Origin of the sequence: Billgrantia sulfidoxydans, assembly GCF_017868775.1 — a bacterium.
Classification (GTDB): Bacteria; Pseudomonadota; Gammaproteobacteria; order Pseudomonadales; family Halomonadaceae; genus Halomonas; species Halomonas sulfidoxydans.
This window is the reverse complement of record NZ_CP053381.1, coordinates 2,066,977-2,091,581: the sequence shown is the minus strand read 5'-3', so window position 1 is coordinate 2,091,581 and position 24,605 is coordinate 2,066,977. Positions and strand designations below refer to the sequence as shown.

Here is a 24,605-nt window from a genome sequence, read left to right as displayed (position 1 = left end):
AGAACATGAAGAAAGGTCGCCGTTGGATACGCTACGCCATCTGGGCCGCGCTGGGACTCGGGCTGCTCGCCCTGCTGGCCTGGGCACTGCGCCCCATGCCGGTGCCGGTCAACGTGGCGAGTGTCAGCGTGGGGCCTTTCACCGATTCGATCATCGAAGAGGGCCGCACCCGCCTGCGCGATACCTGGAACGTCTCGGCACCGATCGCCGGCTTTCTCCAGCGCGTGACGATCGAAGAAGGCGACCGGGTCGCGGAAGACGATACGCTGTTCCGCCTCGAGCCGAATCCAGCACCGGCGCTGGACGTGCGTACGCGACAGCAGGCAGAGGACAGCCTGCAGGCCGCTCAGGCCCGGCTACGTGCCGCCCAGGCCAACCTCGAGACGGCACGCGCCGACCGGCGCTTCGCCGAGGCCGAGTATCAGCGCTACCGCCAGCTTCATGAACGCAATCTCATCTCCACCGCCGAGCTGGAGCAGCGCCAGAACCTGCGTGACCGGCTTCGGGCCTTGGAAAATTCCGCGGCTTCCGGGGTCGAGGTCGCGCGCTTCGAGGTGGAGAGCGCCAGGGCACTGCTCGCCGTGGCCAGCGGCCAGCGCAGCGAATCGGACCAACCGGTGCTGCAGGTTCGCGCTCCGGTGTCGGGGCTGGTGCTGACCCGCTACCGCTGTTGCGAGGGCAGCGTCTCGGCCGGCGATCCGATCCTGGAGCTGGGCAGCCTCGACGACCTGGAGATCCAGGTCGACCTGCTCTCCATGGACGCCGTACGCCTTCGTCCCGGCATGAGCGTGAACATCACCGGCTGGGGCGGCGAACCGCTGACAGGCCACGTCAGGCGCATCGCGCCATCCGGCTTCACCCGCACCTCGGCGCTCGGCGTGGACGAACAGCGGGTCCCGGTGATTGTGGACTTCGCCGATGGGCTCGATCTGGCCACGCTGGGCCTGGGGAGCGGCTTTCGCGTCGATGCCGAATTCCTGGTCTGGGCGGCCGATGAGGTCCTGCAGATGCCAACCAGCGCGCTGTTTCGCCACCAGGGAGAGTGGAGCGTCTTCGTGATCGAAGCGGGGCGTGCCGTGCGCCGGTCAGTGGAACCGGGGCGACGCCAGGGGCTCGTCAGCCAAGTACTCTCGGGGCTCGAGGCGGGCGACACGGTGATCACCCATCCCGGCGAACGAGTCGCAGAAGGCGTCAGAGTCAGCGCCGACGAGTGAGTTCCCCGGCGAGTCCCGCTATCATGTCGCTCGCGCGCCCAGCCGCGCCCTCGAACACGACAATGCAGGAGCCGCCATGAACGAGTCCCCCTTCGCCGATCGCCCCGTGCTGGTACTGTACACGGGAGGCACCCTGGGCATGCTGCCCAGCGACCAGGGGCTGGCACCCGGTGGAGACATCGAGGCTCGATTGCGGCGCGCCCTGGCCACTCTCCCGCCCACGCGCCAGGCCCGCCTGCCCCGTTTCGCGGTCCAGGCGGCGGACGATCCCATCGACTCGAGTGCGGCGACACCGCGTGACTGGCAGCGCCTGGCGGGGACCATCGCCGCCCAAGTGGGTGAATATGCCGGCGTGGTCGTACTGCACGGCACCGATACCCTGTCGTGGACCGCCTCCAGCCTGGCCTATCAGCTTCAGGGCCTGGACCGCTCCGTGGTGGTGACCGGGGCCATGCATCCGCTCGAGGCCGAGGGCAGCGATGCCCTGGACAACATCGAGCTCGCCCTGCGCTTCGCCGCCAGGCCGGAGCTGCAGGAAGTCGCCGTGGCCTTCTGTGGGCGCCTGCTGCGGGGCGTACGCACCCGCAAGACCCACAGCGAGGCCGACGACGCTTTCGCCAGCCCCAACTACCCGATTCTCGGCGAGCGTGTCGAGGACGACGTGATCCTCTATCCCGGCCGCGGTCTAGAAACCCAGCAGCGCGGCGCTCCCCGCTTCGAACTTCCCGACTACACGGCACTGGCCGTGGGCGGCGTGGCCAGGCTCGCGCTCTGGCCCGGCATCCAGGCCTGGCAGCTCGACGCCTGGCTCAGCGACGCGCGAGTTCGCGGCGCGCTGCTCGAAGTCTGGGGTGGGGGCAACATCCCAGCGGACCCTGAACTGATCGGGGTGCTGGCCAAGGCCAGCGGCGAGGGCAAGCTGATCGCCGCGATCAGCCAGTGCCCGATCGGCAGCATCGCCCCGGGCCACTATGCAGCCGGACAGGGTCTGCTGCAGGCCGGTGTGCTGTCGGGGGATGCCATGACCCCGGAGGCCGCCCTGACCAAGCTGGTGCATCTCCTGGCCCAACCCCTCGATGAGCAGGAGCGTCGCCGACGCTTTCTCACCCCGCTGGTGGGCGAGCGTTGACCCCTGCGGCAGCGGCCGGCCATGCCCGGCATACCGGCTGGCGTCCCCCCGCAGCCGGGCTAAGGTGAACGTAACGAACCGGAATCCCAGGCGTAAGGAGCTGTGACATGGAGCATCCCGACCACCCCTTCAGCGAGCTATTCGAACAGCTGGGCCTTGCGGCCGATGAGGCCTCGATCAAGGCATTTCTCGAGCGCCACGCTCCGCTTCCGCCCGAGATGGCCCTATACCAGGCACCCTTCTGGAACCCCAGCCAGGCCGAGTTCTTGTATACGGCACTGGAGGAGGATGCCGACTGGGCGGAAGTCGTCGACCACCTCGATGCATCGTTGAGGAAGCCCTAGTGTCTCAAACGCTTGGCAGCTAACCGTTCTGCTAGGCTTGGCCGGGGACAACAAGAACCAGCATGGGCGGAAACAATATGCCGATCGATAGGATATCGATAGCGGAATCATCTGGCGTGGCCGGCCTCGCCAATCTACAGCTACCGCCCTTGCCCGAAGCCCTGCGCACCCGACTGGCCGAATGCCGCACGCTGCCCAGCCTGCCGGCAGCGGCGGCGCGCGTGATCGCCATCGCCCGCTCGTCCGACCCTTGTCTTGCCGACTACGCCCGCACCATCGAGCAGGATCCCGCGCTCACCCTGCGGCTCCTCTCCATGGCCAACAGCGCCTCCTATTCGCGCGGCGGGAATGCCGTCTCCACCTGCCTGGATGGCGTCTCGCGCATCGGCCTGGACGCCACCTTGGCGATCGCCCTGAGTTTCGGCTTACCCCGCCCCGGCGCCGGCACCGTGCTCGACCACGAATACCTATGCCAGCGCGCCATCATCGCCGCTAGCGCCACGCAGGAGCTGGCCCAGCACCTCTGTCCCCAGGAAGCCTCGCAGCTGTTCACCACCGCCCTGCTGCAGGACATCGGCATCCTGGCGTTCGAGGCGCTGGATGGCGATGCCTATGCTTCCCACATCCCCGAACTTCGCCAGCACCACAGGCTGAGCGAGGCCGAGCATGAACGCTACGGCTGCGACCACGCCCTGGTGGGCGCCTGGTTGGCCGCCAGTTGGGGAGTGCCCGCCCCCATCGCGCTCGGCATCATCGACAGCCATGGCCAGCTCGCCGACGGCGATGCGCGCAAGCTCTGCCTGCGCCTCTCCTGCCGTATCGCCGACTGCTGGCTCGCCGCCGACTCGGCCTCCGCCTTCAGCGCCCTGCTGCGCCAGCTCGCTTCCGTCGCTTCGCTGGACATCGTCATGCTGATGACGGTCATGCAGGAGCTCCAGCATCGCCTGCCCTCGCTGGCCCGCCTGTTCGAGATTACCTGCCCGCCCGCCATCGACAGCACCCACCTGCTGGCAGAAGCCAAGGAGTTGCTCTTCGAGCAGAACCTGCGCATGACCATTCGGCTGGCCGAGCAACAGCGTGAACTGGAGGCGCTCCACGCCAGCCACGTCGTGCTCGACGAGCAGCACCGCACCGACCACCTCACCCAGCTGGCCAATCGTCCCTGGCTGGAGAAGCGTCTCGCGCAGCACTTCGACTGCGCCCGCCAGACCCGGCAGCCGCTGTCGGTGATGTTCATCGATCTCGATCACTTCAAGCGCATCAACGATCGCTTCGGGCACCGTTTCGGCGACGAGGTGTTGATCCACTTCGCCGCCGCGCTCAACAACATGGTGCGCGAGAGCGATATCGCGGGGCGCTACGGCGGTGAGGAGTTCCTCGTGATCATGCCCAACACGCGGCGCCAGCATGCCGGCATCCTGGCCGATCGCATCCGCGAATACCTGGCCACCCAGCCCTTGGCCCAGGCCGACGGCAAGCCGCTGCACGTGACCGCCTCCATCGGCATCGCCGACCTGGAGGACGGTGAATTCGACGATGCCGCCGCCCTCGTCGACGCGGCCGATCACGCCATGTACCGCGTCAAGCATGGCGGCCGCGACGGCGTGGGCCACTACGAGGAGTCAGATCCCTCCGCCTGAATCACGATTCACCAGGCGGCAATTCAGTCGCCGCCAAGCGAACCAAACAAGACGACGAAGGCGGCCATCTGGCCGCCTTCGTCGTGATAGAGTGCCGGCCACCGGCCGCCCCGGGACTAGCCCGGCAGATCGCGCATCAGCAAAGCAAATTCGATTCGCTCCGCCGCGATGGCCTCGCCCGGCACGGGAATGCGCACCACATGACCCGAGCCCGGCGCCGCCTGGACCGATTCGCCTCGTTTGTTCTCGATGTGCTCGAGCTTGAAGCGCCGGTTGCCGCCGGGCAGCATCAGCTCCATGCCGTCGCCTACCTCGAAACGGTTCTTGACGTCGACTTCGAGCACGCCGCGATCGGGATCGTAGCCGATCACCTCACCGACGAACTGCTGGTGCACGCCGACCGAATTGCCGCGCTCGTAGTTCTGGTACTCGTCGTGCACGTGGCGCCGATAGAACCCCTCGGTGTAGCCACGGTTGGCCAGGTTGTCGAGTTCATCCATCAGGCGCATGTCGAAGGGCCTGCCGGCCACCGCATCGTCGATGGCACGACGATAGACCTGGGCGGTGCGTGCCACGTAGTAGTGGGACTTGGTGCGGCCCTCGATCTTGAGTGAGGTCACCCCCATCTCGGCGAGCCTGGGCACGTGCTGCACGGCGCGCAGGTCCTTCGAGTTCATGATGTAGGTGCCGTGCTCGTCCTCGAAGATTGGCATCAGCTCGCCCGGCCGGGTGGCGTCCTCGATCAGCGCCGAAAGCTCGTCCTGCCCCTCCACGCCGCCGGCGGTGGCCGTGCTGAGGGTGGTACTGCCGCCGCCCGACGCGATCAGGCCGCCCTGGCCGGGCGTCCACACACCGCTTGCCGCATGCGCCGCCGCCGAGTTGGCCGGCACCAGGTCGCCGGTCTCGTCCTGGGCCGCGGCCACGGTGTTGTATTGCCAGCGGCAGGCGTTGGTGCAGGTACCCTGGTTGGGGTCGCGGTGATTGAAGTAGCCGGAGAGCAGGCAGCGCCCCGAATAGGCGATGCACAGGGCACCATGGACGAAGGTCTCGATCTCGAGGTCGGGGCACTCGGCGCGGATCTCGGCGATCTCCTCGAGCGACAGCTCCCGCGACAGGATGATGCGGCTGATGCCCTGCCGCTGCCAGAACTTCGCCGCCGCCCAGTTGACCACGTTGGACTGCACCGAGAGATGAATGACCTGCTCTGGCCAGCGCTCGCGGATCATCATGATCAGCCCCGGGTCGGACATGATCAGTGCGTCCGGCCCCGCCTTGATGACCGGCTCCATGTCGCGCAGGTAGGTCTTGAGCTTGCTGTTATGCGGCGCGATATTCGACGCCACGTAGAACTGCTTGCCGCGCTCGTGGGCATAGGCGATGCCACGATGGAGGTTGTCGAGCTTGAAGTCGTTGTTGCGCACGCGCAGCGAATAGCGCGGCTGACCGGCATAGACGGCATCGGCGCCATAGGCGAACGCATAGCGCATGTTCTTGAACGTTCCCGCGGGGGAGAGCAGTTCGGGAGCTTTCATTGGGGTCACCGTTTTCAGGACGATGGCGGGTCACTGCCTGAAAACTGGCTGCGTTCGCCGACTTTTCAGACAGCGCTCGGGCGCTGATAGGGGCCGCATTATAACAGCACGGGCACCTCGCCAGCACCACCGAGCGACGTGCACTAGGCTTTCCGGTCAAGTAGAATGATGCGCGCCGGACCGGATCCCGGCGCCCGCCCAAGGCGGGAACGACAAATTCTCCGATACAGAGTCTCACTATGCCCCCGATATCTTCCCCCAGCGCCACCGTGGTGATCTACTCCGGCGGCATGGACTCCTTCACCGTGCTGCACCGCGCCCTGCGCGCAGGGCTCGAGGTCCATGCCCTCTCCTTCGATTACGGCCAGCGCCACGCCCGCGAACTCGAGGTGGCCGCCTGCGTTTGCGCCGCGCTCGGCGTACCGCACCAGGTGGTGGACATCCGCGCCATCCATGGCCTGATCGACAATTCGGCGCTGACCGATGCCAGCCGCGACATGCCCGAAGGCGACTACGGCGAGGAGAACCTCACCGCCACGGTCGTGCCCAACCGCAACATGATCCTGCTCTCGCTGGCCATCGCCAAGGCGGTCAACGTCGGCGCCGGGCGTGTCGACTACGGCGCCCACGGTGGTGACCACGTGCTCTACCCTGACTGTCGCCCCGAGTTCGTCGAAGCCATGGGCGCGGTGGCCGGCATCGCCAACTTTGCGCCGGTCGAGATTCATGCGCCCTTCCTGCGCTCGAGCAAGGCGGAGATTCTTGCCGATGGCCTGGCCATGGGGCTCGACTACGCCGAGACCTGGACCTGCTATCGCGGCGAGGCGCTTGCCTGCGGCCGCTGCGGCAGCTGCCGCGAACGACTCGCCGCCTTCGCCGCCAACGGCGTGAGCGACCCGCTCGCGTATGCCGCCGATGCGCCGCGCCCCGACCTTGCCGGCGGAGGGGTCTGATGTATCACGTCAAGGAAGCCTTCTACTCGCTGCAGGGAGAAGGGGCACGTGCCGGGCGCGCCAGCGTCTTCTGTCGCTTCAGCGGCTGCAATCTCTGGTCGGGGCGCGAGCAGGACCGGGCAGGCGCCGCCTGCCGCTTCTGCGACACCGACTTCATCGGCACCGACGGCCAGCACGGCGGGCGCTTCGCCTCCGCCGAGGCCTTGGCGGACCACCTGGTGGCGCTGTGGCCCATGGACAGCACGCGGGCGAAACCCTACGTGGTGTTCACCGGCGGTGAGCCGCTGCTGCAGCTCGACGAGGCATTGATCGAAGCTGCGCATGCGCGGGGCTTCGAAGTCGCGGTGGAAACCAACGGTACCCTGCCCGTCCCGGCCGGCATCGACTGGCTGTGCGTGAGCCCCAAGGCCGCCACGTCCCTGGTACTGACCCACGGCGACGAACTCAAGCTGGTCTACCCCCAGGCGGAAGCCCCTCCCGAGCGCTTCATCGACCTCGACTTCGGGCACTTCTTCCTGCAACCCATGGATACCGCGCCGCTGGCTGCCGGCGGCCACCATCTGGACGCGACAGTGGCCTACTGCCTGGCTCACCCGCAGTGGCGGCTCTCGCTGCAAACCCACAAGATCACGGGAATCGACTGATGACCCTATTCGTCAACCGGCTGACCCAGCTCGACGCCTCACTCTGGTGCCCGCAGCGCGGCCTCATTGGCGTCAGCTGGTTCGTCGATGCCGAGCTCGACGGCGAACTCGGCGAGGATGGCATGCTGTTCGATTTCGGTGAGGTCAAGCCATGGATCAAGTCGCGCCTCGACGCCGGCGCCGACCACACGCTGCTGGTGCCGACGCGTGCCGCCGGCATCAGCATCGCTGAGTGCAGCGAGGGAATCTGCATTCGCACCTCGCTGCCCTACCCGCTGGTGGTTCGCGCCCCGCGCCAGGCCTTCACCCTGCTGCCCTGGGCCGAGATCACCCCCGAGCGGCTCGCCGACTTCCTCGCCCGGGAGCTGATGAAGCGGCCACCGCCGCGGGTCAGCGACATCCGCCTGCGCCTGCGTCCAGAGGTCGTCGATGGTGCCGTCTACACCTACAGCCACGGGCTCAAGCACCACGGCGGCAACTGTCAGCGTATCGCCCACGGGCATCGCTCGCGCCTGCACGTCTGGCAGCGCGGCGAGCGCTGTCCGGCGCTGGAGGCACAGTGGGCCGGCTACCTGGACGATCGCTACCTGGTCGACCAGAGCGACATCATCGACCAGGTGGAACCCGAGATGCATCCCAGCCTGACCAGCCGCTATCGTGCCGAACAGGGCCGCTTCCAGCTGCGGCTGCCGCTGGAGCGCTGCATCGTGCTCGACTCGCCGACCACGGTCGAGCACATCGCCCGCTGGCTTGGCCCGGCAGATTGCCGAAGAGACGGGAAGGCCCACGCGCGTACAGGCGTTCGAGGGGATCGACAAGGGGGCGATTGCCGAGGCGCGACCGTGAGCACCGGGACCGCACGGGCGGCCGGGGACACACCCACCCGCGCGCAATGCCGCCCCGGCTGCGGCGCCTGTTGCATTGCGCCTTCGATCAGCTCACCGATACCCGGGATGCCCCACGGCAAGCCGGCCGGCGTACGCTGCGTACAACTCGACGAGAACCATCTCTGCCGCCTGTTCGGCGACCCCCGCCGCCCCCGCGGTATGCCTGCGCTTCGCCTTCGATAGCGAGCTGTGCGGCGAGGACCGCAATCAGGCACTGCAGCGAATTGCCGTGCTCGAATGCGGCACCTCTGCGTGAAGCCTCAGCCGTTGCCGACGGCCACGCGTCCACCGGTGTCCCGCTGAGGTAGCTGCCGGTCGAGCAGCATGCGCCAGCGGATCAGTACCGGGGCATCGCTGTGGCTCACGCTGTCGAGCAGCAACCGGAACTGCTCGCGCATGCTCTCGTCCTGGCCATCGACCAACGTCAGCCAGGCCTCGAGCGCGCACAGCTCCTGATGACGGTTCTCGTGCAGGCGTGCGCACTCCAGCGCCTGCTCCACGAGCCGCCTCACCTCGCTCGCCGGACGCTCGAGCCGATGACGCACACGCGCCAGCTGGACCGCCAGCTCGGAAACGAACAGGGTGCTGCGTTCACGCGCGATCATCAGGCACTGATCCAGGTAATCCTCGGCCCGGGGAAGCTCGTCCAGCGCCAGACAGGCGTCGCTGTACCACAGCGTCGGGCGATGGTAGCGGTCGCGGCCGGTGATCTCACCCAGCTCCTCCTGGGCCAGCTCCATCATCGTCAGGCCATCGCGATCGCCGGAGAGCGCCCGGCGCCACCCGAGGATGGCCTGGGCCGACACCTGCCACAGATGCAGGTCGGGCGTCTCGGTCAGGGCCACGGCCTGCTCGGCGCGCCGCGCCGCCAGGTGCACGTGGCCGAGCTGACGATAGAGCGCTGCGGCAAACAGCAGCGCCATGGCCAGCGAACCGGGGTGCCCGATCCGCTCGGCCAGGCGAATCGCCGCCTCGACCTGCTGCTCGGCACGCCGGTAGTCGCCGCGCAGGCAGATCGCCCAGCCCTGGAAGCAGGCCGCGGCCACCTGAGGATGCTCGGAGAACGGCAGCCACTCGATGAGCATCGCCTGCTCCAGCGGGGCGATCTCGTCGAGGTGCTCGAAGGCCTGGCGGATGCGGCCCGCCCAGTACTCGCAGTTGGCCCGGGCGTAGTCGGCGAGACGCTGGTAGCGAGGGTCCTCGAGACGACCGGCGATCGAAGCCAGGCTGGCAGCAAGCGAGAAGGCATCGGCGTGGGCATGGCGCTGGCTGCAACCGACCCACAGCCCCCACTTGACCAGGAAGGCCTGCTCGAGATCCTCGGCGTCCTCGGCGTGGCAGCCGCCATGCTCCACCAGCAGCTCGCGGGCGCGCACGAAGCTCTCGTGGGCGGTCGGCGAACCGTGCCCCTCGAGCGCGAAGGCGGCCTGGCCACGTACCGTCAGCAGGCTGATCTCGCGCTCCTCCTGGCCCTCCACGTGGCGCAGGCTGGCAAGACCGAAGTCGGCCATCTTCAGCGCGGTACGGTTGGCGCTGACCTTGAGCGCCTCGCGCGCCGCAAGCTCGAAGTAACGGGCGCCGCGGGCATAGTGCCCGCTGCGCCGCAGGTGGGTGGCGAAATCACCCGGATGCCGGCCGATCCACATCGGGAAGCGCTCCTCGATGAGGCTGACGACCTGGCGGTGGATACGTACCCGCACGTCGCGGGGACAGGAGAGATAGGCGGCTTCCTGCAGTAGCTGGTGACTGAACTGGTACTCGCGACAGCCACCCTCACCGCCGGCGGGCTCGATGATCTCGAGCCGGCGCATCTGCTCCAGGGCGCGGTGAAGCTGCGACATCTCCCAGCCGCTGCACTCGGCCAGGAAGTCGAACCGAAAACGGCGCCCCAGCACCGCGGCGACATGCGCGACCTCGCGGTCGCCGTCGAGCTGGTCGATGCGCCCGGCGAGCAGGCCGAGGAGTCCGCGAGGCAGTTCATCGAGCTGGACGCTGCGCCCTTCGCGGCGATCCATCTCCAGGCGCCGACAGATCTCCTGCATGTAGAGCGGTACGCCATCGCAGCGTTCGATGATCTGGCCCCGCAGGCGCGGGCTGAGGTGCAGGCGGTAGCGCCTGGCCAGCTGCGACAGCAGCCGCGACGACTGCATCGCATCGAGATGACTCAGGGTAACCTGCTGATCCCAATGCAGGCGCGTGGGCAGGGTCTCGCGCCCATGATGACTGGCGACCAGCAGGAAGGCGCAGTTGATCGGCAGGCGTGCCTGCAGCCCCGCCAATACACGGAACGACGGCTCGTCGAGCCACTGCAGGTCGTCGATCATGAGCACCTGGGTGCGCTCGATGGCCTGGCGCTCGATGGCCCGGCACAGCAGCGCCACGACCAGGTCCACCGCCTCGCCGCTCTTGGCCAGCTGCGCCACCTCGGGCGACTCCCTGACGCCCAGGGCCTCCTCCAACAACCCCAGCTGTTCCGGTGTCAGCGCGAGTTCACACTGGTCGACCAGCTCCTCGAGGCACTCCTGGTCGAGCTTGCCATCGAGCCGCCAGCGCAGCAGCGTGCGTGCCACGCCGTAAGGCTCCAGCACCGACAGGCGCGTGGTGGGCTGCCAGCAGATCGCCGCGTCGCGGCTCAGCTCGAGCTGACGAAACCCCACCATCAGCGCCGACTTGCCCATGCCCGAAGCGCCCCTGACCAGCACACTCTGGCGCAGGCCGATGCCGGCACGTGCCAGGGCGTCGCGCAGCACGCGCAGCGAGGCCTCGCGGCCGACCAGGCTCGGCGGCATGGCATCGCGGCCGCCTTCGTTGTGGCCCAGCACCAGCGCCCGCAGCCGTACCCGGCCGTCGCTCGCCACCAGCCGCGAGGAGAGTCGCGGCTGCAGGTCCAGCGCCGGCGGCATGTGCTGGCTGGCTTCCTGAGAGATGACCAGCTCGCTGCCTTCCGCGGTACACATCAGGTCCAGCGCCCCCTGGGTGACCTGGCCCAGTGGGTCGACCAGCTGCCGCTCGGGCAGATAGACGACACGCCCGCTGTTGAGGCCGGCCGCCAGTTCGATCCGTGGTGGCTCGTCCTCGCCGCTCCAGTGCCTTGCCACCTCGTCGGGCAGCACGCGCCGACAGTGCTCGTAGAGCGCCACCAGCTCGGCCAGCTGATGGGCCGGGCCGTGGGTGCCGAAGCAGGCCAGGCCCAGGCCGCCGGTGGCACCGGGCAGCCAGAAGCCTCCCAGATGGTGGCACTGTTGTTCCAGCCAACGCATCAGCTCGATCTGCAGCGACAGGCAGGCGCGTATCTCGTCGCGGGCCGAGAACTCACCCTTGACGCGCAGGCGGATCGCCATCACCGACAGCTGACGCTGCTCGATCTCGTCCTCGCGCAGCGGTGAGCTGCCGGCCGCCAGCGTGCGCGAGAAGGCGCCTTGCGGCGACAGGCTCTGCAGGTCGGGGCTGCCATCCGACCAGTAGCGCGCCAGCTGCAGGAAGTTGGGTTCGGGCTGCTGGCCGGAGAGCGCCAGCAGCTGCAGGTAGGCGTTGTACTGCTCGTGCGCCGCGGCCAGCTGGCCCTGCTCGGCGAGCTGGCGCACCAGGCGCTCATGGAAGGGCCCATAGCCCGAGAAGCGGCTGACCAGGGTCTGCAGCAGCGCATCGGGTACTTCCTCGTTGCGCTCCAGTACGCCCTCGGCGAAGCGAATCACGCGCTGGCGCCACTCGTTGCGCAACTGCACCAGCCAGCGCTGGAATTCGGTGCAGGCGGGAAGCTGAAGCTCCTCCACCAGGTCGCCGCGGTAGCGCCGCAGCAGCCGTTCGAGCGTCACGACATCCTGCGCGCCTTCCAGCAGTTGCTGGAGTTCGTGCAGGTCGAAGCGCCAGCTCTCGGGGCGGCGGAAGGCGATGGTCTGACGCGAGACGACCAGTACGCGCTCGGCCTGCTCACCGAGCGACTGGGCGCAGGCAGTGCAGCGCATGGCGCAGGTTGGTGCGCCCCGAGGAGAGCCCCTGGTCGGGCCACAGCAGTTCGGCCAGGCTGGCCCGGTTGACCGGTTGGTGGTGCAACAGCAGGTAGACCAGCAGCGCCTTGACCTTGTCATAGCTGAACTGGGTCAACACATCATCACCCAGTGCCAGCGAGAACTGGCCGAACAGCGCCAGATGATCACCCTCTTCACTGTTATGCTCGGTTACTGAAGCGTCCTGCATGACGGAACCCTGCATGGCAAAGTGGCGGCATCAGGCCGGCACGCCACTATGGAAACGAAACGCCGTGTCCGGCGTGACTATTAGTTGTGCTTCGCATTCGGCAAAGAAATCCACCCGCTTGTCAATGGCATCCGACGAAAGATACCGCGCCAGCAGGAGGTAGTCTTCGTAGTGTCGGCCTTCCGACTTCACCAGCGAGCGATAGAACTGGGCCAGCTCGGCGTCCAGGTGCGGGATCAGCCTGGCGAAACGCTCACAGCTTCTCGCCTCGATGAAGGCCCCTATGATGAGAATATCGACAAGCCTCCCGGGTTCTTGAGAGCGGACGTGCCGACGTAGCGCTTCGGCATAGCGCGACGCGCTGAGGTGCCGGTACTCGATGCCCCGCGCCGCCATCAGCTTCACCACCTGCTCGAAGTGCAGCAGTTCCTCGCGGGCCAGCTGCGACATCTTGGTCAGCAGCAGCGGCTGGTCGACGTAGCGATAGAGCAGGCTCATGGCGGTCGAGGCGGCCTTTTTCTCGCACTGGGCGTGGTCGATCAACAGCAATTCGGGATTGTCCAGCGCCCACTCGACCCAGGTGTCAGGCGTGGGGCAGGCAAGGAAGGCGAGCAGCCCCGCTGGCAGCTCGACGTCGTGGAGGGGCGCTTCGATGGTCTCAGGCATGATTCAGGCTCGGTATTCTGCTCGTGCGGTCAATGGCGGGGGAGCGGCACCCGGTCGGCGCGCCGGCGTTCGTCAGCCTCCACCCGCAGCTGCTCGCTGAGCCGTGCATGCAGGTCGGCGGCGCTGAGCGCGGCGGCACTGCCCAGCGGAACCAGGCCATAGCGAGGCAGCTCGTGGATGCGGTCGCGCCCGACCCGCAGCAACTCCACCGCACGCGACAGCGGCGGCTGTTCCGGACGGAAGCGGATACGGTGACGGCGCAGTTGCGCTTCGAGACAGGCTTCGTCAGTGACACGCAGGAACCGCGCGGCAACCCGCTCGCGCAAGGCGTCCAGTTGCGCGATGCGGCGGTTCCGCTGCTCGGCGGAAAGCGCCATCCATGCGCAGATCTCATCTTCCGTTCGCTGGCAGCCCCGGCACACCGGGTCGCCCAACGTGGTCGAACAGAGCCCCACGCAGGGTGAGGCGATACGTGCGCACATCCCACTCTCCCCGTTGGTCGTTCGGCCAATGGTAACGCGCCCTGCCCTGCCTGGCACGCTGTAGTTAAGCAAACAGCGCGACGACCAAAGTCTAGGCTTCGCCGCGGCGGCCCAACTTAACATTGTCGACAGTTTCCCGTAGAATCGCGCCACCCAGTGACTACGGTTGTTTTCCTGCCAGGGCGGCCATTTCGCCGATGTTCGTCGCCGTACCGAGCCGCCCTGGGCAACACACCAGATGAGGGCCCCAACGTGCTTGAAGCCTATCGCCAACATGTCGAAGAACGCGCCGCCGAGGGCGTCCCGCCGAAGCCCCTGAATGCCGAACAGGCCGCCGCGCTGGTCGAACTGCTGAAGAATCCGCCCGCTGGCGAAGAAGAGTTCGTCCTCGACCTGCTGACCAATCGCGTGCCCCCCGGCGTCGACGAGGCCGCCTACGTCAAGGCCGGCTTCCTCACCGCCGTCGCCAAGGGCGAGGCCCAGTCGCCGCTGGTCGACAAGGTGCACGCCGTCAAGCTGCTGGGGACCATGCAAGGCGGCTACAACATCGCCACCCTGGTCGAGCTGCTGGACGACAGCGAACTCGCCAAGGAGGCCGGCGAGCAGCTCAAGCACACCCTGCTGATGTTCGATGCCTTCCATGACGTGGAAGAGCGCGCCAAGGCGGGCAACGCCGTGGCCAAGGACGTGCTGCAGTCCTGGGCCGACGCCGAGTGGTTCCTGTCCAAGCCGGCGCTGGCCGAGAAGATCACCCTCACCGTGTTCAAGGTGCCGGGCGAGACCAACACCGACGACCTCTCCCCCGCGCCCGACGCCTGGTCGCGCCCCGACATCCCGCTGCACGCCAACGCCATGCTCAAGAACGAGCGCGACGGCATCGAGCCGGAAGTCCCCGGCACCACCGGCCCGCTCAAGCAGATCGAGGCAGTGAAGGCCAAGGGCTTCCCGGTCGCCTACGTCGGCGACGTGGTCGGCACCGGCTCTTCGCGCAAGTCCGCCACCAACTCGGTGCTGTGGTTCTTCGGCGACGACATCCCCAACGTGCCCAACAAGCGCGCCGGCGGCTTCTGCTTCGGCGGCAAGATCGCCCCGATCTTCTTCAACACCATGGAAGACGCCGGCGCCCTGCCCGTGGAGATGGATGTCTCCAAGCTCGAGATGGGCGACGTCATCGACGTCTATCCCTATGAGGGCAAGGTGTGCAAGCACGGCACCGACGAGGTGCTCACCACCTTCGAACTCAAGACCCAGGTGATCCTCGACGAGGTGCGCGCCGGCGGCCGCATCCCGCTGATCATCGGCCGCGGCCTGACCGGCAAGGCGCGCGAGGCGCTGGGCCTGCCCCAGTCCGACGTGTTCCGCCTGCCCGAGCAGCCCAAGGACACCGGCAAGGGCTTCACCCTGGCCCAGAAGATGGTCGGCAAGGCCTGCGGCATGGAGGGCGTACGCCCGGGCATGTACTGCGAGCCGAAGATGACCACCGTGGGCTCCCAGGACACCACCGGCCCGATGACCCGTGACGAGCTCAAGGACCTCGCCTGCCTGGGCTTCCAGGCCGACCTGGTGATGCAGTCGTTCTGCCACACTGCCGCCTATCCGAAGCCGGTCGACGTGGAGACCCACCACACCCTGCCCGACTTCATCATGAACCGCGGCGGCGTCTCGCTGCGCCCGGGCGACGGCATCATCCACAGCTGGCTGAACCGCATGCTGCTGCCCGACACCGTGGGCACCGGCGGCGACTCGCACACCCGCTTCCCGCTGGGCATCTCGTTCCCGGCCGGCTCGGGCCTGGTCGCCTTCGCCGCCGCCACCGGGGTGATGCCGCTGGACATGCCGGAATCGGTGCTGGTGCGCTTCAAGGGCAAGCGTCAGCCCGGCGTCACCCTGCGCGACCTGGTCCACGCCATCCCCTACTACGCCATCAAGCAGGGCCTGCTGACCGTCGAGAAGTCGGGCAAGAAGAACGCCTTCTCCGGCCGCGTGCTGGAGATCGAGGGCCTCGAGGATCTCACCGTCGAGCAGGCCTTCGAACTCTCCGACGCCTCCGCCGAGCGCTCCGCCGCGGGCTGCACCATCACCCTGGGTGAGGAGAGCGTCGCCGAGTACCTGAAGTCCAACATCACCCTGCTCAAGTGGATGATCGCCAACGGCTACGGCGACCGTCGTACCATCGAGCGCCGCATCCTGGCGATGGAGGAGTGGCTGGCCAACCCGAGCCTGATGCGCGCGGACAAGGACGCCGAGTACGCGGAAGTCATCGAGATCGACCTGGCCGAACTCAAGGAGCCGGTACTGTGCGCGCCGAACGACCCGGACGACGCCCGCCTGCTTTCCGAGGTCGCCGGCGAGAAGATCGACGAGGTCTTCATCGGCTCGTGCATGACCAACATCGGCCACTTCCGCGCCGCGGGCAAGCTGCTCGAAAAGCAGCCCGCCGGCAGCCTGAAGACCCGTCTGTGGCTCGCCCCACCGACCAAGATGGACCAGCACCAGCTGACCGAAGAGGGCTACTACGGCATCTACGGTCGCGCCGGCGCGCGCATGGAGATGCCCGGCTGCTCGCTGTGCATGGGTAACCAGGCCCGCGTTGCCGCCAAGAGCACCGTGGTCTCCACCTCCACCCGCAACTTCCCCAACCGCCTGGGCGACGGCGCCAATGTCTACCTGGCGTCGGCCGAGCTTGCCGCCGTGGCCGCGGTGGAGGGTCGCCTGCCGAGCGTCGAGGAGTACCAGCGTTACATGGGCGAATTCGACGCCATGGCCGGCGAGATCTATCGTTACATGAACTTCCATGAGATCGAGGAGTATCAGAACGCCGCTTCCAACGTGATTCCGGTCGCCCAGGAAGCCTGATATCCTGAGTTCTGATAGCCTCAGGTTCGACTCCGATGCTCGCAACATCGTTGGTACCCGGTACCTGAGCCGATGATCGAAGCGCCCCGAATGGGGCGCTTTTTTTGTAAGTGTCTGAACTGACTAATCTCCCGTCGTCGACCGGCGACGCCTCGCTACGTTTTTTTACCCTCCCTGCCTTGAGCGCGGTTAACGCCAAGGCTACGTTTAAGGAGCCTGAGTGCGCCGATTCCGCCGCTCTGGGCGGCGACAAGGCGCATAGAAAAAAGAGGGATTTAAGGCAAGGACTTGCTTGAGACGTCGGGCAAAGCCTAAGGGATTCAAGGAGACAGAACATGCCAAACAGAACGCTTCTTACCATCGCGCTCGCCTCCGCCTCGCTGCTCACGGCCAGCGTCGCGCAGGCCCAGGCCGGCCAGCCCCATGAGCAGTATGCCTACCTGGGGCTGGGCACCGGTTTCAGCTCGCTGGAAAACGACCGCGAAGAGGTGGACAACTTCATCGAGAGCGGCAGCAGCGACTTCGATCTCGACGACGATGACAACGTCTGGAAAGGCTTCGCCGGTTACCAGTTCAACCGCTACCTGGCCGCCGAAGCTTTCTATGCCGACCTTGGCCGTGTGCGCCTGCGTGGAACCGATGGCGCCAGCACCGATCTGGAATCGACCGCCTATGGCGCCAGCCTGATCGGCCAGCTGCCGGTCACGAGCTGGTTCACGCCCTATGCCAAGGTCGGTGCGGCCAGCTGGGAAACCGATGTGAAAGGCAACCTGGGCGATGCCGAACTCGACCTGCAGGACAACGACGGCTTCGATCCGGTCTACGGCCTCGGCGCCCAGTTCAACTTCAACCCGGTACTGATCCGCGCCGAATACGAGCGCTACGACTTCGACAGCGACTACACCATCGATACCTTCACCGCCTCGGTGGGGCTGCGCTTCTAGCCGCTCCACCTCGCCGAGCCGGTCCCACCCGGGGCCGGCCCGGCCTCAGACGAATCGACGAAGGCCGTGCCAGGCAGGCCATGGCATCATGGGGGCAACATCCGCCCAGGCAAGGAGCCTTCGAATGAGTGCCATCATCACGCCCGATATCTGCGACGCCCATCCGGACGTACAGGTTCTCGATCCGATCTTCATCAACTTTGGCGGTCGGGACGCCTTCTGCGGGCCGATTCGCACCGTCAAGTGCTTCGAGGACAACTCCCTGGTCAAGCAGGCCGTCGGCGAACCCGGCGAGGGCGCCGTACTGGTGGTCGATGCCGGCGGCTCCCAGCGCTGCGCCATGCTCGGCGACATGCTGGCCGAGCAGGCGGCGAACAACGGCTGGTCGGGCGTCGTCATGTATGGCTGCGTGCGCGACGTGGACGTGCTGGCCGAGACCGACCTGGGCGTCCAGGCGCTCGGCGCCCACCCGCGCAAGAGCGAGAAGCGCGGCGAGGGCAGTCGCGACGTCGCCGTCACCTTCGCCGGCGTGACCCTGCGCCCTGGCCAGTGGTTGTACGCCGACAATAACGGCATCGTGGTGGCGCACCAGCGCCTGCCCATCGACACCTGAGCCCATCGTCATCGCAACGGAACTTGCCCAGCTGGCTGCCGCGGTGCCACGCTAAGGGCATGAACCTGCACCCTGACCCCTCGCATCGATGACGACGCTAGGCGTGGATGTGCTGCGCAGCCTGCGAGAGCACCTGCGTCCGCTGGTGGCGTACCATCTGTTCTTCACCCTGCTCGCCTCGAGCCTGTTGCTGCCGGGCGTGGCCTGGTCACTGACCAGCCTGCTCCGGCGCTTCGATCGTCCCGTCGTCACTAATGCCGCGCTGCTCGACCTGCTGCTCAGCCCGGGCGGGGTTCTGTGGCTCCTGGCGGCCATCGGCCTGACCTTCCTGGTGCTCTACCTGCAGCAGGCCGGCATGATCCTGGTGGCGGTCAAGCGTCGCGACAACCACTATCAGCTGGCGTTCATCGCGCTGTGGCAGACCCTGCGCCGGCTCCCCGTGCTGGCCGGCCTGGTCGTGCTTCAGGTAGGCACGCATCTGCTGCTGCTGATTCCCGTCGCCCTGCTGCTCGGCTGGCTCTACGAGATGATCATCGGCGGACTCGACCCCTACTACGTGCTGCGCATGCGTCCGCCGGCCCTGTGGTACTTCCTCGCCACCGCGGCGCCGCTGACCCTCGCCTGGGCCCTTACCGCGGGGTGGCTCTACGTGCGCTGGATCCTGGCGCTGCCGGTGGCCACGCTGGAGAACCTCCCGGCCACCGCCGCGCTCAAGCGCAGCCGTGAGCTGACCCGTGGCCACCGCGGCAAGGTCGCCCTGGTGGTGATCTCGGTCCTGCTGGTCATCGTTGCCCTGCCCTTACTGGCCAGCGCGCTGTTCGACCACGTCTTCACCCCGATGCTGTGGTGGCTGCCGGAACGCAACGCCGTGCTGATCCCCGCCATGCTGGCCTACGTGACCGGCTACGTGCTGGCGACCCTGGCCATTACCTTCGTCGGCATCGCGGCGAACGCACTGCTCTCGGCCTGCCTCTACCTGCGCCTGGCCCACCGTGAGCCCCGCCCCGCCCCACCGCCCCCCGATGCGCACCCGGGACGCCTGGCCTGGGGCGTCGAACTGGCCGTGCTCCTGTTCGCCGTGGCCCAGGCCTGGTGGATCGTCAACAGTTTCGAATTGCGCGACGACGTCGCCATCATCGCCCATCGTGGCAGCTCGGTCGCCGCGCCCGAGAACACTCTACCGGCCATCGAGCGGGCCACCGCGGACCGTGCTCACTACGTGGAGATCGACGTTCGCCTGACCGCCGACGGCGAGGTCGTGCTCTACCACGATAGCAGCCTGCAGCGCCTGACCGGCGACCCGCGCCTGCTGCACGAAACACCCCTGGAGGAGCTGCGTCAGTTCGACGTCGGCAGCTGGTTCGGCGATGCCTTCGTCGGCGAACGCATCCCGACCCTCGACGAAGCCTTTGCCGCAGTGCGCGGCAAGAGCGCGCTGATGATCGACATGAAGCCGGACCCGGGAAGGGAAGCCGACCTGGTGGAGGCCGTGCTCGATGCACTGCAGCGGGAAACCGAAGCGCGGCGTGAATGCCTGGCCCACGTGACGCCGGCTCAGGCCGCCCGCTGCGGCAGCCCGGACGTCAGCGGCGAGACCAGGCTGGCGGTGATGTCGACCGGCGTACTGGAGATGCTCAAGGAGCGGGAGCCGGACCTGCGCGTGACCCTGCTGGCCCAACTGGTCATGCCGGGCACCTTGGATCGCCGCAGTTTCGATGCGCTGGGACTACGCCACAACCGCATCACCGACAACGAGATCCGGCTGGCACGGGAGCTGGGCTACGAAGTGCACGCCTGGACGGTCAACGACCGCTCGCGCATGTCGCAGATGATCGACCTGGGCGTCGATGCCATCATCACCGATCATCCGGATCGCCTCGCCGAACTCATCCGCGACCGCCGCGAACTGAGCGACGGGGCAATCCTGCTGGTGAAACTGCGCAACTGGCTGCGGCGTTGACGGCGCCGCCCGCCCGGGCTAGTCGCCCATCACCACGCCCTCACGACGTGGATCGGCACCGCCGAAGAAGCCCTCCTCGGTGCGCTGGATCGCCTGCAGGCCGCTCACCAGCTCGCGCTCACTGGCCTCGTGGCCGAGCTCGTTGAGGGCTTCGATCACGTGGGCCGGATAACGCCCCTCTTCGAGATAGGCCGGGCCGCCCAGGGTGATGGCATGCGGCAGGTCGAGCGCCTCCTGCGCATCCAGCCCCCAGTCGAGCATCGCCACCAGTGCCTTGGCGGTGTAGTGGATGATCGCCGCACCGCCCGGCGAGCCCAGGCTGGCGATCAGCTCATTGCTCTCGCGGTCGAACACCAGCGTCGGGCTCATGCTTGAGCGCGGGCGCTTGCCGGCCTCGACGCGGTTGGCGATCGGCGAGCCATCGCTGTCGAGGGGACGGAACGAGAAGTCGGTGAGCTCGTTGTTGAGCAGGTAGCCGCCCGGTAATCCGGTGCCGCCATCGGCCATGATGCGGGAGCCGAAAGCCGCCTCGATGGTGGTGGTCATGGCCACCGCATTGCCCTCCTCGTCGACGATGCTGATATGGCTGGTGCCGTATTCGGGCTGGATGGGCTGAACGGCCCAGGCCGTTTCCACCTCGCCGGGATTGCCCGGTTCGGCGCCGTCGACTCCCACGCTCTGCTCGCCGATCAGCTCGGCACGCTCGGCCAGGTACTCCTCGTCGAGCATGCTGTTCCAGTCGCCACCGGGAGGATTGACGAAATCCGGGTCGGCAATGAACTTGTTACGATCGGCAAAGGCCAGACGCGACGCCTCGAGGAAGCGGTGCAGCCATTCGGTACCGGGCCGCCCCTCCTCCAGTGGCTCGTCGAGGGCCGGCAGTTGCTCCAGGATACCGAGGATCTGCATGATGGTGAGGTGGCCCGAGGACGGCGGCGGGAAGCCACACACGCGGTAGTCCTGCCAGTCGGTGCACAGCGGGTCACGAGCCTTCGCCACGTAGGTGGCCATGTCCTCCAGGCTGATCGCCCCCGGCCGGCCGTCATGTCCCTGTACCCGCTGGACCAGGTCCTCGGCAACCGGCCCGGTATGCAGCGCCTTGCTGCCGTTCTCGGCAATCTTGCGCAGCACCTCGGCAAGGGCCAGGTTCTGCAGGCGATGCCCCGCAGGCAGCGGCTCGCCCTCATCGGTGTAGTAGAAGACGCTGGCCAGCGGATCGTCGCGCAGCCGCTCCTCGGCGGCCAGGCTGGCATGCAGGCGCGGGCTGACCTCGAAACCATCCTGGGCCAGAGTGATGGCGGGGGCGAAGAGATCCGCCCAGGGTAGCTTGCCGTGCTTCTCGTGGGCCATCTCGAGCATGCGCACGGTTCCCGGCACGCCGACCGAGAGACCGCTGGCCGCCGCCTCCATGAACTCCAGGGGCTCGCCCCCACCGTTGAGGAACAGCGACTCGCTGGCGGCACGCGGGGCCGTCTCGCGACCGTCGTAGGCCTTTACCTCGCTGCCATCGTAGTGCATCAGGAAGGCACCGCCGCCGATGCCGCTCGACTGCGGCTCCACCAGGGTCAGGACCATCTGCACGGCGATGGCGGCATCCACGGCCGAACCGCCCGCCTTGAGTACCTGATAGCCGGCGTCGGTGGCCAGCGGGTTGGCTGCCGCCACGGCAAAGCGCTCGGTGGCCCAGCCAGGTTTTTCGTTGTAGCCGGACGCGGCCTCCGGCGCGATGGCCGGGGCTTCGTATTGAAAGGCCACCTCGGAAGTTGCCAGCAGCGGCGTGCTCAGCACGCACACTGAAGCAACGGTAACTAACCAGTATCGACGAAAGGAAACTGATCGGAAGTCCATGAGCGGGCCCCTCGGTAACTCCATGTAAGAGGTGTACAGCATAGGCGAAAAAAAGCCCGATTGAGAGTCATCAATCGGGCAAGTTTGTAACTTAAGAGAACTTAACTACGCGAGCGTTTCCCCGGCCAGCATGAACCAGGTCTCGAGTACCGCATCGGGATTGAGCGAAACGGAGTCGATACCCTGCTCCATGAGCCACTTGGCCAGGTCGGGGTGGTCGGATGGGCCCTGGCCGCAGATGCCGACGTACTTGCCCTGGGCCTTGCAGGCCTGGATGGCCATGGCCAGCAGGCGCTTCACCGCCGGGTTACGCTCGTCGAACAGATGGGCCACGATGCCCGAGTCGCGATCCAGGCCCAGCGTCAACTGGGTCAGGTCGTTGGAGCCGATCGAGAAACCGTCGAAGTGTTCGAGGAACTCCTCGGCCAGCAGCGCGTTGGCCGGCAGTTCGCACATCATGATGACCTTGAGCCCATTGTCACCGCGCTTGAGCCCGTTGGCGGCCATCAGCTCCACGACTTCGCGCGCCTCGTCGGTCGTGCGCACGAACGGCACCATGATCTCGATGTTGTCGAACCCCATCTCGTCGCGCACCCGCTTGAGCGCCCGGCACTCGAGCTCGAAGCAGGGACGGAAGGCATCGGAGATGTAGCGCGAGGCGCCGCGGAAACCGAGCATCGGGTTCTCCTCGCCCGGCTCGTAGAGCTTGCCGCCGATCAGGTTCTCGTACTCGTTCGACTTGAAGTCGGAGAGCCGCACGATCACCCGCTGCGGATGGAACGCCGCCGCCAGGGTCGAGATGCCCTCGACCAGCTTGTCGACGTAGAAGTCCACGGGGCTGGCATAGCCGGCGGTGCGCAGGTTGATGGTCTGCTGCAAGTCCAGCGGCAGCGTGTCGTACTCGAGCAGCGCCTTGGGATGCACGCCGATCATGCGGTTGATGATGAACTCCAGGCGCGCCAGGCCGACGCCGGCGTGAGGCAGGCTGGCGAAGCTGAAGGCGCGGTCGGGGTTACCTACGTTCATCATGATCTTGAACGGGATCTCGGGCATCGAGTCGACGCTGGTGACGCGACGGTCGTAGTCGAGCAGCCCCTCGTAGACATGGCCGGTGTCGCCCTCGGCGCAGGAGACGGTGACGTCGCGACCGTCCTCGAGGATCTCGGTGGCATCGCCACAGCCGACCACGGCGGGAATGCCCAGCTCGCGGGCGATGATCGCCGCATGGCACGTCCGGCCGCCGCGGTTGGTGACGATCGCCGAGGCGCGCTTCATGATCGGCTCCCAGTCGGGATCGGTCATGTCGGTGACCAGCACGTCACCGGCGTTGACCTTGTCCATCTCCTCGGGCGTGAAGACGATCTTCACCGCGCCACGACCGATGCGCTGGCCGATGGCGCGGCCGCTCACCAGGGTGCGCCCCTTCTCCTTGAGGTGGAAGCGCTCCAGCTTGCCTCCTTCCTGCTGCGAGACCACGGTTTCCGGACGCGCCTGGACGATGTAGAGCTCACCGTCGTCGCCGTCGAGCGCCCATTCGATGTCCATCGGCCGGCCGTAGTGCTCTTCGATGGTCACCGCCTGGCGCGCCAGCGCCATCACCTGTTCGTCGCTGATACAGAAGCGCGCGCGATCCTTGAGCGGCACGTCGACGGTGGAGACCGACTTGCCGGCGCTGGCATCGCTGCCGTAGACCATCTTGATCAGCTTGGAGCCGAGGTTTCGGCGCAGCACGGCCGGACGCCCCGCCGCCAGGGTCGACTTGTGCACGTAGAACTCGTCGGGATTGACCGAGCCCTGAACGACCGTTTCGCCCAGGCCCCAGGAAGCGGTGACGAACACCGCATCGCGATAGCCCGACTCGGTGTCGAGGGTGAACATCACGCCGGAGGCGCCGGTCTCGGAGCGCACCATCTTCTGGATGCCCGCCGACAGCGCCACGTTCTCGTGGGCATAGCCGCGATGCACGCGATAGGAGATGGCGCGGTCGTTGAACAGTGAAGCGAACACCTCATGCACGGCGCGCTTGACGTTGTCGAAACCCTCGATGTTGAGGAAGGTCTCCTGCTGCCCGGCAAACGACGCGTCCGGCAAATCCTCGGCAGTGGCTGAGCTGCGCACCGCGACCTTGAGGTTGGGGTGCTGGCTAGCCAGTTTGTCGTAGGCGCTGCGCAGGTGCGTCTCGAAGGTGGGCGGCAACGGAGTGTCGATCACCCACTGGCGGATCTCGGCACCGACCCGGGCGAGCTCGCCGACATCATCGACGTCGAGCCGCGCCAGGGCCTGGTTGATCCGCTCGTTGAGCCCTTCGTGGGCGAGGAACTCACGATAGGCATGGGCGGTGGTGGCAAAGCCGCCAGGGACGGTGACGCCGGCTCCCGACAGGTTGGAGATCATCTCCCCGAGCGAGGCGTTCTTGCCGCCTACCCGCTCCACATCGTCCATGCCGAGCTGATCGAACCACAGGATATAGTCTTCCACGTAACCCCCTTGATCTTCGTTGCCGAGGCCCTACCGTCGTTGCACCGCTTGCGCTTGCAGCTCTTCGGGCAGGGCCGCCTCAGGCGAAAAACGCAATGCTGCCCACCTTAAACGCAAGCGGCCATATTCGCCATTGGTCTAACATCGAAGTCACTGGAGGTTTTTTACAACAATCGACCGTTTCGGGCGGTTTCTGTAGTCGGGAGCACCCGAGAGCC

General features: G+C 67.0%; 15 protein-coding genes and 3 pseudogenes. 12 read left to right on the top strand and 6 right to left on the bottom strand.

The window, feature by feature from the left end; genetic code table 11:
- Nucleotides 1-5 precede the first annotated feature (5 nt).
- From HNO51_RS09750 to HNO51_RS09735, 4 genes are all read left to right on the top strand, one after another.
- Complete coding sequence (locus HNO51_RS09750) at nt 6-1,214, top strand: efflux RND transporter periplasmic adaptor subunit (RefSeq protein WP_209539075.1); 1,209 nt, start codon at nt 6-8, stop codon at nt 1,212-1,214.
- 76 nt (nt 1,215-1,290) lie between these two features.
- Complete coding sequence (locus HNO51_RS09745; protein WP_209539074.1) at nt 1,291-2,343, top strand: asparaginase; 1,053 nt, start codon at nt 1,291-1,293, stop codon at nt 2,341-2,343.
- A gap of 107 nt (nt 2,344-2,450) precedes the next feature.
- The gene (locus HNO51_RS09740; RefSeq protein ID WP_197450796.1) at nt 2,451-2,687 is read left to right on the top strand and encodes a DUF2789 domain-containing protein; all 237 of its coding nucleotides are present in this window, start codon (nt 2,451-2,453) and stop codon (nt 2,685-2,687) included.
- A 77-nt stretch (nt 2,688-2,764) separates the two neighbouring features.
- Nucleotides 2,765-4,327: a sensor domain-containing diguanylate cyclase gene (locus tag HNO51_RS09735; protein ID WP_209539073.1), complete on the top strand. Its 1,563-nt coding sequence runs from the start codon at nt 2,765-2,767 to the stop codon at nt 4,325-4,327.
- Between the two features lie 116 nt (nt 4,328-4,443).
- Here the strand turns inward: HNO51_RS09735 and trhP are convergent, their stop codons facing one another.
- Nucleotides 4,444-5,859 carry a prephenate-dependent tRNA uridine(34) hydroxylase TrhP gene (trhP, locus tag HNO51_RS09730; RefSeq protein ID WP_209539072.1) on the bottom strand — a complete coding sequence of 472 codons (1,416 nt, stop codon included), beginning with the start codon at nt 5,857-5,859 and terminating at the stop codon, nt 4,444-4,446.
- Nucleotides 5,860-6,098: 239 nt separating this feature from the next.
- On the opposite strand from trhP, the gene queC reads away from it, so the two are divergent.
- The 4 genes and pseudogenes from queC to HNO51_RS09710 all read left to right on the top strand — a co-directional run bounded on the left by queC (nt 6,099) and on the right by HNO51_RS09710 (nt 8,599).
- Nucleotides 6,099-6,812 carry a 7-cyano-7-deazaguanine synthase QueC gene (gene queC / locus HNO51_RS09725; protein ID WP_197450793.1) on the top strand — a complete coding sequence of 238 codons (714 nt, stop codon included), beginning with the start codon at nt 6,099-6,101 and terminating at the stop codon, nt 6,810-6,812.
- Entirely contained in the window at nt 6,812-7,456 is a 645-nt protein-coding gene (queE, locus tag HNO51_RS09720) for a 7-carboxy-7-deazaguanine synthase (protein WP_197450792.1), read from the top strand. Before queC ends, queE begins: the two co-directional genes overlap by 1 nt.
- Nucleotides 7,456-8,302 (top strand): annotated as a pseudogene (locus HNO51_RS09715) (6-carboxytetrahydropterin synthase). The gene queE and the pseudogene HNO51_RS09715 overlap by 1 nt, the downstream one beginning before the upstream one ends.
- Nucleotides 8,299-8,599: pseudogene (locus HNO51_RS09710) on the top strand (YkgJ family cysteine cluster protein). Before HNO51_RS09715 ends, HNO51_RS09710 begins: the two co-directional pseudogenes overlap by 4 nt.
- 4 nt (nt 8,600-8,603) lie before the next feature.
- Here HNO51_RS09710 and HNO51_RS09705 read toward each other — a convergent pair.
- The 3 genes and pseudogenes from HNO51_RS09705 to HNO51_RS09695 all read right to left on the bottom strand — a co-directional run bounded on the left by HNO51_RS09705 (nt 8,604) and on the right by HNO51_RS09695 (nt 13,688).
- Nucleotides 8,604-12,540: pseudogene (locus tag HNO51_RS09705) on the bottom strand (AAA family ATPase).
- Between the two features lie 30 nt (nt 12,541-12,570).
- Nucleotides 12,571-13,206 carry a MiaE family protein gene (locus tag HNO51_RS09700; RefSeq protein ID WP_209539071.1) on the bottom strand — a complete coding sequence of 212 codons (636 nt, stop codon included), beginning with the start codon at nt 13,204-13,206 and terminating at the stop codon, nt 12,571-12,573.
- Between the two features lie 29 nt (nt 13,207-13,235).
- The gene (locus HNO51_RS09695; RefSeq protein ID WP_197450787.1) at nt 13,236-13,688 is read right to left on the bottom strand and encodes a DUF1289 domain-containing protein; all 453 of its coding nucleotides are present in this window, start codon (nt 13,686-13,688) and stop codon (nt 13,236-13,238) included.
- A gap of 252 nt (nt 13,689-13,940) precedes the next feature.
- On the opposite strand from HNO51_RS09695, the gene acnB reads away from it, so the two are divergent.
- The 4 genes from acnB to HNO51_RS09675 all read left to right on the top strand — a co-directional run bounded on the left by acnB (nt 13,941) and on the right by HNO51_RS09675 (nt 20,061).
- The gene (gene acnB, locus HNO51_RS09690) at nt 13,941-16,544 is read left to right on the top strand and encodes a bifunctional aconitate hydratase 2/2-methylisocitrate dehydratase (RefSeq protein WP_209539070.1); all 2,604 of its coding nucleotides are present in this window, start codon (nt 13,941-13,943) and stop codon (nt 16,542-16,544) included.
- A 335-nt stretch (nt 16,545-16,879) separates the two neighbouring features.
- Nucleotides 16,880-17,488 (top strand): porin family protein, encoded by a 609-nt coding sequence (locus tag HNO51_RS09685; RefSeq protein WP_197450785.1) that lies wholly within the window; start codon nt 16,880-16,882, stop codon nt 17,486-17,488.
- A gap of 124 nt (nt 17,489-17,612) precedes the next feature.
- Nucleotides 17,613-18,101 carry a ribonuclease E activity regulator RraA gene (gene rraA, locus HNO51_RS09680; RefSeq protein WP_197450784.1) on the top strand — a complete coding sequence of 163 codons (489 nt, stop codon included), beginning with the start codon at nt 17,613-17,615 and terminating at the stop codon, nt 18,099-18,101.
- A gap of 88 nt (nt 18,102-18,189) precedes the next feature.
- On the top strand, nt 18,190-20,061 hold the full coding sequence (locus HNO51_RS09675) for a glycerophosphodiester phosphodiesterase family protein (protein WP_197450783.1): 1,872 nt from the start codon (nt 18,190-18,192) through the stop codon (nt 20,059-20,061).
- An 18-nt stretch (nt 20,062-20,079) separates the two neighbouring features.
- Here HNO51_RS09675 and ggt read toward each other — a convergent pair whose 3' ends face one another.
- Nucleotides 20,080-21,909, bottom strand: coding sequence for a gamma-glutamyltransferase (gene ggt / locus HNO51_RS09670; RefSeq protein ID WP_209539069.1), 1,830 nt, complete (start codon nt 21,907-21,909; stop codon nt 20,080-20,082).
- Between the two features lie 105 nt (nt 21,910-22,014).
- On the bottom strand, nt 22,015-24,387 hold the full coding sequence (ppsA, locus tag HNO51_RS09665; RefSeq protein ID WP_197450781.1) for a phosphoenolpyruvate synthase: 2,373 nt from the start codon (nt 24,385-24,387) through the stop codon (nt 22,015-22,017).
- Nucleotides 24,388-24,605 lie beyond the last annotated feature (218 nt).